Raw genomic sequence first — 16967 nt, forward strand, 5'->3', positions numbered from 1 at the left:
TATTATTTTACAAATAAAAAAGAATAGGACACAAACACCCTACTCTATCTATTATATCATTTACTGTTTCACTGAACTTATTATCCTCTATACTTTACAGCCAATCCCTTAATGAAATTCCTTGCGTATCTATCGCCGCACACTTTGTAATGCTTATGGCCTTTTTTTCTTAATAGAGCGCCTAACTCTCCTTTTGTTACGATAACGCCTACGCTATCTAATATATCAAGCACATCCTCAGTCGTTAAAGATAGTGCGATTTTCATTTTCTTTAGAAGAAGGTTATTCGCACTCTCCTTGCTCTGTACAGGTGCCGGTTGCCCTGGTTTCGGATCTTGCTTCCCTCTTTTTAAAATAATAAATCCATTAAAAAATGCCTCTAGCATCATCATGTCGCATGTTAATACGTACTCATCTTCGATTACATCATCATCTTCCGCTTCATGTTGTGGACTTCTCTTTACTTTTGTAAGCATATCAAGTACGTCCTCTTTCGTTACTTCCATCCCGCCAAGTTCAAAGATTTCTACCATATCTATATCTCTTATATCTAAAGCGTATCTTACTCTTTTTAATATATCGTTGTTGCTCATTGCCATTGTATTTCCTCCTGAAATGTTGATTATAGTAATGCTTTTAGCATGTATAAATTAATATCGTTAAGTTACTACTTTAACATTTTAGAGGTAGGTTTTGTAGTCTTAGGTGGATTAATGCTTTTGGGGATGAGTTTAAAACAGCAATATATGTTGTTTAGGCACTTGGGATTATCCATTTTAAACCAATTGAATTATAATGATACTAGAGTTCATACGGGAGGGAATCAATAGTGAATTATCTAATTGGTTATAAAGATGCTGAACGAAACTTCGGACATGAGGACCCAATGCTAACAGAATATACATATGGAGAGTCAGGGGCTAATACCGAAAAGCTCCTAAAAGTACAAAAGGGAGATTTTCTATTCTTTCATAAAACAATACATAACAAGCGCTGTATAACCGCATATTATCTGGTCGAAGAAGTCGTGCTTGTAAAAGATATCAAACAGAATCTTTTAATCATGAATAAATATGATAATCCTCACCTAAAGAAAGAGATTCAGCAACTGACACCAAGCGAATGTATTGCGTTTGGAAATCCTATTCAATCTAAAGTCCTTCAAGTTCCTTTGGAAATTACACCTGAATTATTGAGTAAATTATCCAGGTCTGCAAACCTTAATCCTAATCAAACTTTATTAAGTGCAATTTCTTCTGCTCTTCGTACTTGGAAAGAATTGAATCCATCTGATATCAATTTATTATTAGATTTAATTGAACAAAATGAGTCCAAGGGTAGACTTACTAATAGAGTTTTAACCGCTGAAGAAGTATTTCAAATTTTAGAAAGAGATATCGAGAAATTCATCATTTCTAACCCTTCAATACTTGATGCAAACTATACAATTGAAAAATCACAGCATATCTTCTCAGATGAATCACGTTTAGATTTGTTATTAAGAGATACTACTAATAACGAATTTATTGTAGTAGAAATTAAGAAAGGCCCTATTGATAGAAACGCTTTAAATCAAATTAAACATTATATTAAACTATGTAAAGAAGAATTAAAATTAAATACTGTAAAAGGTATTTTAGTTGGTAGTGGGACATCACCTTCCTTTGAGGATGATATTAATAAAGCAAAAAAGGATAGGATAATCGTGCGAAATTACGGATGGGGATTTACTATTAATTAACATACTTGAAAATGGACAAACCTAATATAGGTTTGTCCATTTTTTTATGCAACTCAAATATGAATATTTGTGGTACGGTTCACCGTAACTAATCTAAATGAGGTTATTGTTCATTATTTTCATAATTAAATTTAACAAAAAAGGTAGTGCCTTCCGATCCTGTTTGAATTTCTATTTTCGCATTATGCCGGGCAGCAATGGCATAACATACACCTAACCCCAATCCAGTTCCATTATCTTTGGTTGTGTAAAATGGAGTACCTAGTTTCTCTAATACTTCAGGCCTGATACCTTTTCCTTGATCCCGCACTGCAAGCACCACACAATCTCGACCTTCTTTGTAGGTGCTAATGGTTAGAACTTTCTCTGTGTCCATCGCTTCTAAGCCATTACGGTATAAGTTGATTAATAATTGCCGTATCTCATTACGATTTAAAAGTAATTCTGGAATATCATTTGTATCAACTCGAATATATTTATTTTGATTATACGTATCAATCTTTATTAAAGGAATAATATCGCGGATAATTGAATTTAAATCTAACATCTGCAAATCCGATTTCCTTGTATTACCCATTGAGAGAAATTCAGTAATAATAGAATTGGCACGGTCAAGTTCTTCAATCATTAAATTAAAGTGCTTATTATGTTTCCCATAGGTGGGCTCTTCTTTTAATAACTGCAAAAACCCTCGTACTGTTGTCATTGGATTTCTAATCTCATGGCTGATACCTGCTGCCATTTTCCCTATTAAATCTATGTTCGATAACCTTTTCAATTCCTGCTCATATTGCTTTTTTTCCGTTATGTTTTTAAAAATACAACAAATACCATCATCATACGGGTATGCAATAACTTCGTGCCAATATTCATCAGAGGTAGAAAAAAATTCAAAATAAACTGTAGTTCGCTCTGACATTGCACGATGAAGTTCCTTATACATAACTTCTTCAACGCTACTCGGGAAAATCTCCCATATATTCTTGCCTAATACATCTTTTGCTGTTTTTCTTTGTGGAAAATATTGATGCTTATTTACGTACGTGAATTCCCATGTATTATTCAAAGTAAAAAATCCATCCGTAATACTTTCAATCACACTTGTAACCTTTTCATTAGCAACAGCTAGTTCTCTCGTTCGCTCTTCCACCATGCTTTCAAGTCGATCCATATATAACAAGTTGGAAAACGTAGGTGCTGTGGCATCAACGATAGATTTTGCCAGTTGCATTTGGGAATTATCATAATTGTGAGCTTTTCCCTCTTTGCCAACGACGATTACTCCTAATACTTCTCCCATTGAAACCAATGGAATCATCAGTAGACCCTTACTATCTATATTTTTTGTTTGAATAACCTCTTGGATCTTGGCTTCATAGCTTTTCTCCACCCAATCCGCTTCTGTCCAATCACAGTCCTTGCTTAACTTCGTTGTTTTAATCGTTGTTTTGTCTAGCGGGTCTAAAAGGTGGGCAGCCATGTTTTTACTCTCTAAAATCTGTCCTAAGTAAAGAAAACATTTATCAAAACTCTCCTGTATCGAGGAACACATTGATAAATCACGGGTAACATTTAGTAACAGCTGCTTCTCGGAAATAAGGTTTTCCTTTTGTGTTAAATTATTTGCGTTTTGAATTGCGACCGCAGCCATATTTACATAAGCTTCAACACTTTGAATTTCTGAATTTGTTAAATTCATTGGAATTCCATAATCAAATAAAAAAACCAGACCAAATAACTCTTGCCCAAATGAGATAGGTAGAGCTAATAAGGACTTAATTTTGAACGCAGCAACTGGTCTCGGATCCGGCCGATGATCCTTTGATGTATCAGGAATATAAATGGTTTTTTTGGTTTCAATAACTTCTTTTGCCAGTAAATCTATTTCAGGATCAATTACCTGAGTATCGAGCGTTACGCCATTTATTGTCTCTGGTTTTCCTGCAAACCCTCTAAATGTTCCATCTTCCTGGGGTAAATAGATTCCAACAGCGTCGCACTTAACAATCTCCTCTGATATCGCCATTGTTACACGCTGCAATACTTCACGTAGTTCTAATTTTGTATTTATTATTTTTGTTATATTCGCGAGCCTAGAATATCTCGCCTGATCACTTAACATTCACATGGCCTCCAATTATAGGCATAATAAAATAAACATGATACTATCATTGAAAATCAAGACCAACCTACCATTTTCACTTTTCTCCTGTATTCTTTTCTTACCCTTTTTTACATAGAATACCTCACTTACTTATGATACGGTTCACCTTAATTAAAATGAAACAGTGTAACTTTCAAAAGTTACACTGTTTCACTACCTTCTACCACATTAACACTCGCCTCAAACTTATCAAGCAACGCACGCACTTCATCAGTTGATTTCGTGTTCATCAATTGATTTCTTAGTTCAGCAGCTCCAGGGAATCCTTTTACATAAATTTTGAAAAAGCGATGAAGCCCTGTGATTGAACGTGGTAGTACTTCTGCATATTGATCTTGAAGATCAAGCTGCAGTCTTAGAAGATCAAGGTGTTCTTGACTGCTATGTTCTCTTGGCTCTTTTTCAAAAGCAAATGGATTTTTAAAGATACCTCGTCCGATCATAACGCCATCAATACCGTATTTTTCAGCAAGTTCCATTCCAGTTTGACGGTCAGGAATGTCTCCATTGATTGTTATTAGCGTATTTGGTGCAATGCGATCACGCAATTTTTTAATTTCCGGAATTAGTTCCCAGTGCGCATCGACTTGGCTCATTTCTTCTCTTGTACGTAAGTGAATAGAAAGGTTTGCGATATCTTGTTTGAAAATATGCGTTAACCAATCTTCCCATTCGCTTAACTCTTTAAAGCCGAGTCGTGTTTTTACGCTGACAGGTAGTCCGCCTGCTTTTGCTGCTTGAATAAGTTCTGCCGCAACGTCTGGACGTAGAATAAGACCACTACCTTTTCCTCTTGATGCTACGTTCGGTACAGGGCAACCCATGTTAATATCGATGCCTTTAAATCCTAATTCTGCCATACCAATACTCATTTGACGGAAATATTCAGGATTATCTCCCCAAATATGCGCCACGATTGGTTGTTCATCTTCTGTAAAAATTAAACGGCCACGTACACTTTTCATACCTTCTGGATGACAATAGCTATCCGAGTTTGTAAACTCTGTGAAGAATACATCTGGGCTACCAGCTTCACTTACTACGTGACGGAAAACAACGTCTGTCACATCTTCCATGGGTGCAAGTACGAAAAATGGTCGTGGTAAATTATTCCAAAAATTATCTATCATTTCAAATTCAAATCCTCTCAATATGAATACAATTTCAAACTCTCAATTTAAAAATATAAAGCCAAATAGCAAAAGTACATTTGGGCATTTATATTTTGTGAAAATCAGCAATATTCATTTTAACTAAAATCGTTGCTGAATGGTATTTTTATAAACCAAAAAGCAGATGGTATAGATTTTTCTATATCAACTGCTTTTTTATTATACCAACTTAAGCCAAGCCACACACTCCACATGAGTCGTATGCGGGAACATATCAACAGGCTGTACTTCCTGCGTTTTATATCCGCCTTCTTCTAGTACTTTTAAGTCGCGTGCTAATGTTGCTGGGTTACATGATACGTATACGACGCGTTTTGGCTTCATATCGATGATTGTGTTTAGTAATGCTTCGTCACAGCCTTTACGCGGTGGATCTACGACCATTGTGTCGGCGATTACGCCTTCTTTGTACCATTTTGGAATGACTACTTCTGCTTCTCCTACGCCAAATTCAGCGTTTGTCATGTTGTTTAGTGCTGCGTTTCGGTTTGCGTCTTCGATTGCTTCTGGAACAATTTCAACACCGTACACTTTTTTCGCTTTTTGCGCTAGGAATAAGGAGATTGATCCGATTCCGCAATAGGCATCGATTACTGTTTCGTCACCATTTAATTTTGCGTATTCTAACGTTTTATCGTATAGCACTTTCGTTTGTTCTGGGTTTACTTGATAGAATGAACGTGCTGAAATCGCAAATTTAATGTCACCGATAAAGTCATAAATATATTCTGATCCGTACAGTACTGTCGTTTTGTCTCCGAAAATAACGTTTGTACGTTTCGTGTTTACGTTTTGAACGATTGATTTTACTTCTGGGAATTTCGCTGCGATTTCTTCAATGATTGCTTCTTTATTTGGCAGTTCAGCTGTACGTGTAATGAAGACAAGCATAATTTCCCCTGTTACTTGTCCGTAGCGAGCCATTACGTGGCGAAGTGTTCCTTTGTTACGTTCTTCATTGTAAGCCGAAATACCGTGCTTTTCACAAATACGTTTTACTTCTTGAATTAATGTATCGTTTTCTTCCGCCTGAATTAAGCATGATTCCATATTAATGATGTCATGCGTTCCTTGACGATAGAAACCAGCTACAAGTCCACCTTCACGTTCTCCAATTGGCACTTGTGCTTTATTGCGGTATACCCACGGGTTTTTCATGCCAAGTACAGGATGAACAGGAACATCACTTAATCCACCGATGCGCTGCATAACGTCACGTACTTGTTTTTCTTTCGCTTTTAATTGTCCTTCATATGTTAAGTGCTGAAGTTGACAACCTCCGCACTCGTTGTACACGGGGCATTCTGCATCTTTACGATATGGACTTTCTTGATGAAGCTTCATTAAACGACCAAACGCGAAGTTTTTCTTCACTTTAATAATTTTAATTTGCGCTTCCTCACCTGGTAATCCGTTTTTTACGAAAATAGGATATCCCTTCACTTTCGCAACACCGGCACCATCATGTGTTAAATCTTCAAACACTACATCTATAAACTCGTTTTTTTCAACTGGTGGCGTCATTTTTATACTCATTTTCCGACCTCTCTTTTTCATAACACTGCGTTACATTTTATCATACTTATATGGTCTATTTCTATTGGAAGAAAAAAAGCTATTGACGATAGTTCTCTAGTAATGTTACGCTACTACTAATTTAATACGGACGATGTTACCTCATATATAGTCGATAATATGGATCGAGAGTTTCTACCCGGCAACCTTAAATTGCTGGACTATGGGGAAAACTAATGAATATTAGCCTATGTATAAAAAAGACTCCTATTGATTAGCTTTCTCTCATAGATGAAAGTGAATCCATAGGAGTCTTTTTTTTATTTTTCAAAAAGGTCAGACATCTTACGTATGACATGAAACTTCCATTACTTTATTTTTAGTAATATAACGAGCGTTTTATGTAAAAACTTTATACGAACTTCTGAAAGGGGCAACTACATGCAATATGTAATGAGCATTATCGGTATTCTTGTCGTTTTAGGTTTATGCTTTGCTTTGTCAAACAATAGAAGTAAAATCAACTTCCGTGCAATTGCTATTATGATTAGTTTCCAAATTTTAATCGGTTGGTTTATGTTTGGCACAAAGATCGGACAGCAAATTATCATCTTCATTAGTAAAGTTTTCAACAAACTAATTAAACTTGGTACGACAGGTGTCGATTTTCTCTTTAATGGAATTCAAAGAGATTTTGTCTTTTTCTTAAACGTATTACTAATTATCGTATTTTTCTCAGCACTACTTTCTATCTTTAGTTATTTAGGTGTTTTACCATTCATCGTTCGTATTGTCGGCGGTGCACTTTCAAAAATTACTGGTTTACCACGCGTTGAATCATTCCACGCAGTAAATTCTGTATTCTTTGGTTCAAGTGAAGCGTTAATCGTTATTAAAAATGATTTACAACATTTTAATAAAAACCGTATGTTTATCATTTGTTGTTCTGCAATGAGCTCCGTTTCTGCTTCTGTTACAGCATCATACGTTATGATGTTAGATGCGAAATATGTATTAGCGGCTCTTCCGCTAAACTTATTCTCAAGCTTAATCGTTTGTTCATTATTAACACCAGTTGATACGAAAAAAGAAGACGAAGTGGTTCAAAAATTTGATAGAAACCTATTCGGAGATAGCCTTATCGGCGCTATGATTAACGGTGCGCTTGATGGTTTAAAAGTAGCTGGTATCGTTGCTGCGTTAATGATTGCCTTCATTGGTGTTATGGAAGTTGTAAACTACGTAATTAGCGCTGCTTCAGGTGCAATGGGATATGCTGTTACTTTACAACAAATCTTCGGTTATATACTTTCTCCATTCGCATTCTTAATGGGTATTCCAACTCAAGATATTATCCCAGCTGGTGGTATTATGGGTACGAAGATTGTCTTAAACGAATTCGTAGCAATCCTTGATTTAAAAGGCGCTGCTGCAACATTAGCTCCACGTACAGTTGGAATCGTTACAGTATTCTTAATTAGCTTCGCAAGTATTAGCCAAATTGGTGCGATTGTTGGTACAATCCGTGCCCTTTCTGAAAAACAAGGAAGCATCGTATCAAAATTTGGTTGGAAAATGCTATTTGCATCAACACTTGCTTCTATTTTATCTGCAACAATCGCTGGATTGTTTATTTAATAAAAAAATCACCTTACTCTTTTAAGTAAGGTGATTTTTTTGATTCCTTATGAAATAGAACGGAATTCAATTACTTCCTCTTTACTAATAAGTTTTCCTTCGTGTATACCTTTTACTGAAATATCAATAATGGATTTATCCTCTCCTTCAAGCTTACCCAAAGAAAATATATAAATTAAATTTTGTTCTTTTAGCATCCATTGCTTGCCATGCCAGGGCCCCGTTATCTTTTGTTCCAAAGATGTTTTTTCTTCTCCAACATACTGACATTCTCCAAACGAAGTTTTTACTATATTTTTCTCCGTATCAATTACTATATTTCGAAATAGCTCTAAGTTTTTACTTGAAACAATTTCTATCTCATGGTTACTTTTTTGTTTAAATTGCAGTTTTCCATCACTTGTGTTAGATAAACTACTATTCTCAACGGCGTTCCTAAAAAAGTTATATTCTTCTTCTGTAATACCAAAATTAGGATGATATGGCTTCACCTGTTGATCTATATGCCCCGATATGTAGTTTACATACCACTCTTTATCATTTTTCACATGATCACTCATTTTTTTAGTAATAGCCTCTACTTTTTTACGAGTATCACGATCCATCTCAATCGTCATAATATCCGCCGTCACTTCCGCATTCATAAGATGCGGTGGAATATACTCCTCCACACTATTCGCTTTACTCACTTCACTTTGACAACCGACTATGAATAGCGATATGAAAAGGATATATACTAGTTTTTTATATTTCATTTCTGTTCTCCACTCCGTACATCATTCTTACTTACATTTATAGCGGTTCTTATTATAGTCCAAGATCCTGATATTTTAATAGAAACTACTCTAAATATGCAAAATTGCATATTAATAAACCTTTCTCTTACTTTAAAATTAACTTAAATTATTTACCAAAATATACAAATTACAAATTGAAAATGTTATAATTTGTAAAAATATATTGGAGGATATTATGAAAGCTCACGCCCTTTTCGACTTCTTACATTTACTAGTCTTGACCATGAAAAGCTATTATTTATGGGGAATGCCTATCTATGTCTTCATTATTCCTCTTATCTTTGTAGTCGGTTATATTATTATCAATTCTAATAAAAAACGAAAGAATACCTCTATTCAAAGTCACTAACCTATCCCATATCTAAAAATGATATGATGAACAAGGGTATATCCCCACCTCTCTTACAGAGGTGGGGATTTTAATGTAAGTATGCAACATAATACACAATAGAAGGTGATTTTATGAGAAAATACGCAGCAATTGCTTTATGTACGTCTGCCATTCTAGCAGGCTGTAACACAAATAATGCTAGCCCAGAACCTGCAAAAGAGAAAAAGGTTCAAGAGGTTAAGAAACAAGAAGAGACGGTGCGGGAACAAGGTAAAATTTCTTATAGTCCAATTACGCACGAATCTACAAACGCAAATATTCATATTACAGACATAAAAGATTCTTTAACCGAAGTACAATATAAAATTTGGCGCACTGCTGATGGAAAGAAACACGCTAAATCTTTTTCTTCTAAAGAAAAGGAGAAACAATTTACACTTCCTTTTGATATAAAAGAATTTGAAGGAAAACGCGGTGAATACCAAATTGAAGCAACAGGAACAACAGAGGGCGGAAAAGCTATTCCACTTACGAAATCTACTATTACTTTCGAGCAAAAAGTTCCTGTTCTTATGTATCACGCAATTGATGATTATCATGGACAAGGTATTAAAGATTTATTCGTATCGCCTGCTAACTTTGAAGCACAAATGAAGTATTTAAAAGAAAATGGTTATACTTTGTTAACGTTTGAACGCTGGGGCGATATAAATAAAGTAAACAAGCCGATTTTCGTTACATTTGATGACGGTATGAAAAATAATATGAATGCATTTCATGTTTTACAAAAACTAAAAGAGGATACATTTAAACCAGCGGCAACAGAATATATGATTGTTGATAACGTTGATGTAGAAGGAGCTCTTTCTACATCTGAAATAAAAGAAATGGTTGATTCAGGTATTTTTTCTGTACAATCTCACACAGCAACACACGCAGACTTGCCGAAAATTACAAACTATGATGAAGAGTTAAAAGGATCAAAAGAAAAGCTAGAGAAAATAACAGGTAAGCCTGTTATCGCAATTGCTTATCCTTTCGGTCATGTAGATGATAAAGTTGTCGCAGAAACAAAGAAACACTATCAATTTGCAACAACAACGAAGCCTGGACAATTCATTACGAAGGGTGAACCTGATGAGTTGTTAAAAATGAAGCGTGTTCGCATACACCATACAACGACTGTAGAACAATTTGCTTCTTCGATTAAATAACTATTAGAGCTCAATACATTTTGAGCTCTCTTTTTACGTTATATTTATATATATTTTTAGAATTTTCTTGTATTATATATAGTAAGAAATCTTTCAAACTAAAGGAGATTATACATATGTCATTTGAACAAACGTTAGAGAAATATGCTGCCCTTGCAGTCAATGTTGGTGTTAATATTCAACCCGGACAAACTTTATCAATCAGTGCACCTCTTGAGGCTGTACAGTTTGTACGCCTCGTTACAGAAAAAGCATATAAATCTGGTGCAAAACACGTATATGTTGATTGGAATGATGAGACGTTAACACGCTTAAAGTTCGATCTAGCTCCTGAAGAAGCTTTCTCTGAATTCCCTTCTTGGAAAGCAAATGCTCGTGAAGAATTAGCAAAAGAAGGCGCTGCATTTATGTCCATCTATGCAGAGAATCCTGATCTATTAAAAGGTGTAGAACCAAAGAAAATTGCAACAGCTCATAAAGTAGCTGGAGAAGCGATGAAAGTATACCGTGATTATGTACAAGCAGATAAAGTAAGCTGGTGCGTAATTTCTGTTCCTACGAAAGAATGGGCTGCAAAAGTATTCCCTGACGTAGCGCCAGAAGAACAAGAAACAAAACTATGGGATGCTATCTTCAAAGCTGCTCGTGCTGATTTAGAAAATCCTGTGGAAGCATGGAAAGAACATGATGAAACACTACATACAAAAGTAGATTACTTAAACGAAAAACATTATAAAGCTCTTCACTATACAGGCCCTGGAACAGACTTAACAATCGAACTTCCAGAGAAGCATGTATGGGCTGGTGCTGGTAGCTTAAATGAAAAGAACGTAGCATTTATGGCTAACATTCCAACTGAAGAGGTATTTACAATGCCTCTTAAAACAGGTGTGAACGGCCAAGTATCTAGCACAAAACCGTTAGCATTTGCAGGTAATATTATCGATAACTTTACATTAACATTCGAAAACGGACGTATCGTAGACTATAAAGCTGAATCTGGTGAAGATGCTTTAAAACATTTAGTAGAAACAGATGAAGGTTCTCACTTCTTAGGCGAAGTAGCTTTAGTACCTCATGATTCACCAATTTCAAACACAAATATTTTATTCTACAATACGCTATTTGATGAAAATGCATCTTGCCACCTTGCAATCGGAAATGCTTATGCATTTAACTTAATTGGCGGAAAAACAATGTCTAAAGAAGAACTTGCTGAAAATGGCGCAAACGCTAGTATTACACACGAAGACTTCATGATTGGATCAGCTGAGCTTGATATCGACGGCATTACAGCTGATGGAAGACATGAGCCGATCTTCCGTAAAGGTAACTGGGCGTTTTAATAAAAATAAAAGGCTATCTTCCACGCCGGAAGATAGCCTTTTATGATGCCGATGACACTTTCAGTCCAATTACGCCTAAAACAATAAAGAGAATACAAAATGCTTGGAATAAATTAATATGCTCTTTAAAAAAGTACACACTAATGATTGTAATAAGTAGCGTTCCCACACCAGACCAAATTGCATAAGCAATACTTAAATGAATCTTTTTAACAACGATAGCAAACACGCTGAAACAAATTCCATAGAATACGAAAATAAGTACACTTGGAACAAGCTTTGTTAAACCGTTCGATAACTTCATCGCAATCGTTCCAGCTACTTCAAAAATAATTGTTACAAGTAATAATAGCCAATATACCATACTAGAATCTCCTTCTCTGTTACCTTATAGAGATTCTAGTATACTACTTATAGTCCTAACGAAATATATTTAATTTCTAAATATTCCTCGATACCGAAATGGCCTCCCTCACGGCCGATACCACTTTCTTTAAAGCCACCAAACGGTGCTTGTGCAACTGATGGAAGTCCATCATTTAAACCGATAATACCGTACTCTAACGCTTCGCTAATTTGGAATGCTTGACTAATATCTTTTGTGAAAATATAAGCAGCCAAGCCATATGGTGTATTATTTGCTCGCTCGATTACTTCTTCAGCTGTTTTAAATTTCGCAACTGGTGCAACTGGTCCAAATGTTTCTTCATTCATACAAAGCATCGTGTCATTTGCCAATCCAATTACTGTTGGCTGAATGAAATAACCATCTAACTCTGCAAATTTATGGCCACCGTATAAAACTTCTCCGCCCTTTTGAATTGCATCTTCAATATGTTCTTGTACTTTCGAAACTGCATTCGCATCAATAAGTGGCCCTACAGTTGTTCCTTCGCAGAATCCATCTCCAACTTTAAGCTGCTCTACAGCTTTTGTGAACTTCACTGCAAATTCTTCGTACACTTCTTCTTGAACAAAGACGCGGTTTGTACATATACACGTTTGTCCTGCATTACGGAATTTCGAACCAATTACCGCTTCTACCGCCTTATCTAAATCAGCATCATTCATAACAATAAATGGAGCGTGACCACCTAATTCAAGCGAAACCTTTTTCATCGTTTGCGCAGCGCTAGCCATTAATTCTTTCCCAATTTCAGTTGATCCTGTAAAAGAAACTTTTCGAACGCGCTCATCTTCCATCCACGTATCGGCAATTGCTTTTGCACTACCTGTTACAATATTTATTACACCTTTTGGAATGTCTGCTTCATGTGCTAATTCAACTAACTTCAATGCAGTTAATGGCGTTTGACTCGCTGGTTTCACAACTGCCGTACAGCCTGCTGCAAGTGCTGGAGCTACCTTTCTCGTAATCATAGCAGCCGGGAAATTCCAAGGCGTAATAGCTGCCATAACCCCAACTGGTTGCTTCATAACTAAAATACGCTTATTCGGATGAGAAGCAGGAATCATTTCACCGTATATTCTCTTTCCTTCTTCTGCGTACCATTCAACAAAACTATTTGCATAATTCACTTCACCAAGTGCTTCTGCAAACGGCTTCCCTTGCTCTCTCGTCATGATTGCTGCAATTTCTTCTTTATTTTCATCAATGAGCGTGAACCATTTTTTTAACTTTACTGCGCGATCCGCTGCCGTTAATTTTGACCATAATTTAAAGGCTTCATGTGCAGCATCAACTGCTTGCTTTGCCTCTGTAATCCCGCCCTTTGGCACAGTTGCAAATACTTCCTTTGTCGCTGGATTATTCACTTCGATTTGTTCTTGCAGTGTAATCCACTCACCATTTATATACATCGCTTTTTTATCTAAGTTTACGAACGTCGCTTTTTTATCCAATGTTTTCTTCCTCCTCTATAAACTTCTTAATTTTCCTAGTAGCAGCAGATTGACTTATTTGCAAAAACTCAGCCACTTTATAACTTGATCCATACGTTTTATACGCTTTAAGAATAATATTTCTCTCTACCTCTTCCAGCATTCTATAAAGACTTTGTCCAGATTGTTCAACTGTTGCCTCTTGCATAGATAGTGGCAAATCTTCTACCGTTACAAAATCATCAACAGTGATAACAATTCGTTCAATTACATTTTCAATCTCTCTATTATTTCCTTCCCAAGGGTACCCTACAAACATTTGTAACGTACTAGGTGCTAACTTCACATCACGTCCGTACTTTTTATTAAAATGCTGTAAATAATGATAGATGAGCGGCAAAATGTCTTCTGTTCTCTCCCGAAGTGGCGGAATTGAAATTGGAATGACATTCAGACGATAGTATAAATCTTTCCGGAATGTTCCTTGTTTCACCATCGTACTTAAATCTCTATTTGTTGCCGCTACAATTCTAACGTCCACCTTTTTTAATTCTCTTCCGCCTATAGGACGAAACGTTTTTTCTTGCAATACTTGCAAAAGCTTCGCTTGAATTTCAAGCGGCATTTCACCAATTTCATCTAAGAAAAGAGTTCCTTTATGCGCTGATTCTAATAGCCCCTTTTTCCCTTCACGATTTGCACCTGTAAAAGACCCACCTGAATATCCAAAAAGCTCAGATTCGATTAAATTCGTCGGCAATGCCGCACAATTAATTTCATAGAAACTTTCATTCTTCCGGTGACTCACTTCATGCAAATGGCGTACTAATCGGCTTTTTCCCACTCCAGTCTCACCTAATACGAGAACAGTACTATCTACTACTGATACTTTTTTTATTGTTTCGATTATTTTTTGCATAGCGATACTTTTAAAAATAAGTCCTTCGTGTTCATATGTTTCTCTTAATTCTTTTTTATATGTTTTTAACTGATTATCCATTTCCTCTACCTTTTGACGTAATTGATAGAGTTCTGTAAGATCACGAGAATAACTAATCACTCTTCTTAAATTTCCCTCATCATCAAAAACAGGCCTTGTACGAACATGCAAATACTCTCCTGATTTCGTTGTTTGAACAAGTTCAACTGGCCTTTTCTTTTCAATTACTTCTAACGTTGCAGATGGATAAAAAATCCCTTCTTTTTGTAGTTCTTTTACATGCTTTCCTACTAATTCCTTAGCAGAGAGCTGATAATGTCTTTCACACATGCTATTTACACGTACAACGATTCCTTTATCATCCGTAACAAAAATTTCGTCAAATGCATATTCAAATACATCTTGTAAATCCATCAACACTCGTTCCTTTTCTGCAACCATCCTAGCCACCCCTTACTTCAAATCCATCGATTCACTTCACTACCTTTATTATAAAGTGAATTTTCTGCATTTAACATAGAGTAAGCTAGAATGTTTTCAATTTGTTATTTATACAAATCTATTTATATTTTTCAACACATAATTCGCTGCCTTGAAAAATACAGAATGCCATCGCAACCACACCCTCACTTTGTTTTAGCTTGGCATGGGGCAGGAAAAGGGGCTGACCGATTCTATGCATGGCCAGATGCTCTCTTTCGCCTAAAAAGAAAAGCTTTATGCCCTTTTTTAAGTTATCCCAATTCTTTATACACGAGCGATATTTGCTTGCTCATAACAAGCTTGCAATGATTCTTCAATTATTGTTAAACCTTCCTCAAGTTGCTCATCTGTAATCACTAATGGCATTAAAACACGAATAACATTCCCATATGTTCCTGCTGATAGTAGAAGTAATCCATGCTTATTTGCCTCTGCACATAAATTAGACGCTAATGTTTTATCAGGCGCTTTCGTCTTGCGATCTTGAACGAGCTCGAATGCACACATTGCCCCTAAGCCGCGCACATCACCGATGCAATTGTATTTGTTTTTCATCTCTTGGAATCGGTTCATTACAACTTTCCCTACTTCTATCGCTCTATCATTTAATTTCTCTTTTTCTATTACATCAAGCACAGCTAATGCAGCCGCACATCCTAGTGGGCTTCCTGCATACGTTCCGCCCAGTTCTCCCGGTGCAGACTCATTCATAATTTCTTTACGCCCAATCACGCCACTTATCGGTACACCAGCACCTAATGATTTAGATACCGTAATTAAGTCTGGAACGACATCATAATGATCAATTGCAAAGTATTTTCCAGTACGACTAAAGCCTGTTTGAATTTCATCAGCTACAAATAAAATACCGTGCTCTGAACAAATGCTGCGTACTTCTTGAACGAATTTCTTACTTGGAACGATAAATCCGCCTTCCCCTTGAACAGGTTCCATTACAACTGCTGCAATTGTTTCTGGTGCTACTTCTGATATGAAGAAGTTCTTAAACTCTTCAATGATAAAGTCATCATACTGCTCTTCTGTTAACCCTTCTGGGCGACGGTATTCATATGGGAATGGCGCTTTATATACTTCTGGAGCAAATGGGCCAAATCCAAATTTATATGGTTTTACTTTACTTGTCATCGTCATTGTCATTAATGTACGCCCATGAAATCCTTTAGAAAATGCGATAATTCCAGGTCTCTTCGTATATTTACGAGCAATCTTCACTGCATTTTCAACCGCTTCTGCCCCACTATTTAAAAACAGCACTTGTTTATCGAAATTACCTGGTGCTACTGCGGCAAGCTTTTCCGCTAATTCAATATATGGCTCATACATCATCACATTAAATCCAGTATGAATATATTGATCTACTTGTTTATGAAGCGCTTCTTTAACAGCTGGATGACAGTGTCCTACATTAATTGTCCCAATTGCTCCTGCGAAATCAATGTACTGATTTCCATCCACATCTGTTACGAGTGCACCATTTGCAGATTGTACAAACGTTGGGATGCCGTTACTTACTCCTTTTGGTACTATATTTTGGCGGCGTTCTAATAAAGACGCTGCTTTCGGTCCAGGAATTTGTTCATTTACTTTAGCAAATTTTTTTGTGTTCATTGTGTACCCCATCCTTTTCTATACAATGTTTTCTCTTTATATTGCAAGATGTATGCCAACTTCCTCTTTCTAGTATTCATCCCATTCTCTTACTATCTCGGCATAAAAAAATAAGTCTATAAAGACTCATATAGAGTCCTTATAGACTTATTCAT

Annotated in this window: 13 protein-coding genes and 1 riboswitch; of the genes, 4 read left to right on the top strand and 9 right to left on the bottom strand. The window is 36.1% G+C overall.

Annotated elements, in window-relative coordinates; genetic code table 11:
• Nucleotides 1-80: 80 nt before the first annotated feature.
• Nucleotides 81-599 carry a YehS family protein gene (locus DET63_RS23610; protein WP_113938022.1) on the bottom strand — a complete coding sequence of 173 codons (519 nt, stop codon included), beginning with the start codon at nt 597-599 and terminating at the stop codon, nt 81-83.
• A 230-nt stretch (nt 600-829) separates the two neighbouring features.
• Between DET63_RS23610 and DET63_RS23620 the strand changes: the two genes are divergently transcribed.
• Nucleotides 830-1741 carry an endonuclease NucS domain-containing protein gene (locus DET63_RS23620; protein WP_113938024.1) on the top strand — a complete coding sequence of 304 codons (912 nt, stop codon included), beginning with the start codon at nt 830-832 and terminating at the stop codon, nt 1739-1741.
• A 103-nt stretch (nt 1742-1844) separates the two neighbouring features.
• On the opposite strand, the gene DET63_RS23625 is transcribed toward DET63_RS23620, so the two are convergent.
• From DET63_RS23625 to rlmD, 3 genes are all read right to left on the bottom strand, one after another.
• On the bottom strand, nt 1845-3863 hold the full coding sequence (locus DET63_RS23625; RefSeq protein WP_113938025.1) for a GAF domain-containing sensor histidine kinase: 2019 nt from the start codon (nt 3861-3863) through the stop codon (nt 1845-1847).
• A gap of 182 nt (nt 3864-4045) precedes the next feature.
• A complete protein-coding gene (locus DET63_RS23630) occupies nt 4046-5035 on the bottom strand; it encodes a tRNA dihydrouridine synthase (protein ID WP_113938026.1) in 990 nt (329 codons plus the stop codon).
• A 201-nt stretch (nt 5036-5236) separates the two neighbouring features.
• The gene (gene rlmD, locus DET63_RS23635) at nt 5237-6613 is read right to left on the bottom strand and encodes a 23S rRNA (uracil(1939)-C(5))-methyltransferase RlmD (RefSeq protein WP_044444283.1); all 1377 of its coding nucleotides are present in this window, start codon (nt 6611-6613) and stop codon (nt 5237-5239) included.
• Nucleotides 6614-6734: 121 nt separating this feature from the next.
• Nucleotides 6735-6836: riboswitch (purine riboswitch) on the top strand.
• A gap of 197 nt (nt 6837-7033) precedes the next feature.
• Here rlmD and DET63_RS23640 point away from each other — a divergent pair.
• Nucleotides 7034-8230: a NupC/NupG family nucleoside CNT transporter gene (locus DET63_RS23640; RefSeq protein WP_016093450.1), complete on the top strand. Its 1197-nt coding sequence runs from the start codon at nt 7034-7036 to the stop codon at nt 8228-8230.
• A 47-nt stretch (nt 8231-8277) separates the two neighbouring features.
• Here DET63_RS23640 and DET63_RS23645 read toward each other — a convergent pair whose 3' ends face one another.
• The gene (locus tag DET63_RS23645; protein WP_113938027.1) at nt 8278-8985 is read right to left on the bottom strand and encodes a hypothetical protein; all 708 of its coding nucleotides are present in this window, start codon (nt 8983-8985) and stop codon (nt 8278-8280) included.
• A 504-nt stretch (nt 8986-9489) separates the two neighbouring features.
• Here DET63_RS23645 and DET63_RS23650 point away from each other — a divergent pair.
• Together DET63_RS23650 and DET63_RS23655 are read left to right on the top strand one after the other, a co-directional pair.
• Entirely contained in the window at nt 9490-10572 is a 1083-nt protein-coding gene (locus tag DET63_RS23650; RefSeq protein WP_113938028.1) for a polysaccharide deacetylase family protein, read from the top strand.
• Between the two features lie 116 nt (nt 10573-10688).
• The gene (locus DET63_RS23655) at nt 10689-11918 is read left to right on the top strand and encodes an aminopeptidase (RefSeq protein WP_113938029.1); all 1230 of its coding nucleotides are present in this window, start codon (nt 10689-10691) and stop codon (nt 11916-11918) included.
• 40 nt (nt 11919-11958) lie between these two features.
• On the opposite strand, the gene DET63_RS23660 is transcribed toward DET63_RS23655, so the two are convergent.
• From DET63_RS23660 to gabT, 4 genes are all read right to left on the bottom strand, one after another.
• Entirely contained in the window at nt 11959-12282 is a 324-nt protein-coding gene (locus DET63_RS23660) for a DMT family transporter (RefSeq protein WP_000263259.1), read from the bottom strand.
• A gap of 47 nt (nt 12283-12329) precedes the next feature.
• Nucleotides 12330-13781, bottom strand: a complete 1452-nt coding sequence (gene gabD, locus DET63_RS23665) for an NADP-dependent succinate-semialdehyde dehydrogenase (protein WP_113938030.1) — start codon at nt 13779-13781, stop codon at nt 12330-12332.
• Entirely contained in the window at nt 13774-15141 is a 1368-nt protein-coding gene (locus DET63_RS23670; RefSeq protein ID WP_113938031.1) for a sigma-54 interaction domain-containing protein, read from the bottom strand. The genes gabD and DET63_RS23670 overlap by 8 nt, the downstream gene beginning before the upstream one ends.
• Before the next feature lie 306 nt (nt 15142-15447).
• The gene (gene gabT, locus DET63_RS23680) at nt 15448-16812 is read right to left on the bottom strand and encodes a 4-aminobutyrate--2-oxoglutarate transaminase (RefSeq protein WP_016103209.1); all 1365 of its coding nucleotides are present in this window, start codon (nt 16810-16812) and stop codon (nt 15448-15450) included.
• Nucleotides 16813-16967 lie beyond the last annotated feature (155 nt).

The organism is Bacillus sp. DB-2 (assembly GCF_003315125.1).
Classification (GTDB): Bacteria; Bacillota; Bacilli; order Bacillales; family Bacillaceae_G; genus Bacillus_A; species Bacillus_A mycoides.

Coding starts and splice junctions, on each gene's coding strand:
- DET63_RS23610 (WP_113938022.1), bottom strand. CDS start 599: ATGGCAATGAGCAACAACGATATATTAAAAAGAGTAAGATACGCTTTA.
- DET63_RS23625 (WP_113938025.1), bottom strand. CDS start 3,863: ATGTTAAGTGATCAGGCGAGATATTCTAGGCTCGCGAATATAACAAAA.
- DET63_RS23630 (WP_113938026.1), bottom strand. CDS start 5,035: ATGATAGATAATTTTTGGAATAATTTACCACGACCATTTTTCGTACTT.
- rlmD (WP_044444283.1), bottom strand. CDS start 6,613: ATGAGTATAAAAATGACGCCACCAGTTGAAAAAAACGAGTTTATAGAT.
- DET63_RS23640 (WP_016093450.1), top strand. CDS start 7,034: ATGCAATATGTAATGAGCATTATCGGTATTCTTGTCGTTTTAGGTTTA.
- DET63_RS23645 (WP_113938027.1), bottom strand. CDS start 8,985: ATGAAATATAAAAAACTAGTATATATCCTTTTCATATCGCTATTCATA.
- DET63_RS23650 (WP_113938028.1), top strand. CDS start 9,490: ATGAGAAAATACGCAGCAATTGCTTTATGTACGTCTGCCATTCTAGCA.
- DET63_RS23655 (WP_113938029.1), top strand. CDS start 10,689: ATGTCATTTGAACAAACGTTAGAGAAATATGCTGCCCTTGCAGTCAAT.
- DET63_RS23660 (WP_000263259.1), bottom strand. CDS start 12,282: ATGGTATATTGGCTATTATTACTTGTAACAATTATTTTTGAAGTAGCT.
- DET63_RS23670 (WP_113938031.1), bottom strand. CDS start 15,141: ATGGTTGCAGAAAAGGAACGAGTGTTGATGGATTTACAAGATGTATTT.
- gabT (WP_016103209.1), bottom strand. CDS start 16,812: ATGAACACAAAAAAATTTGCTAAAGTAAATGAACAAATTCCTGGACCG.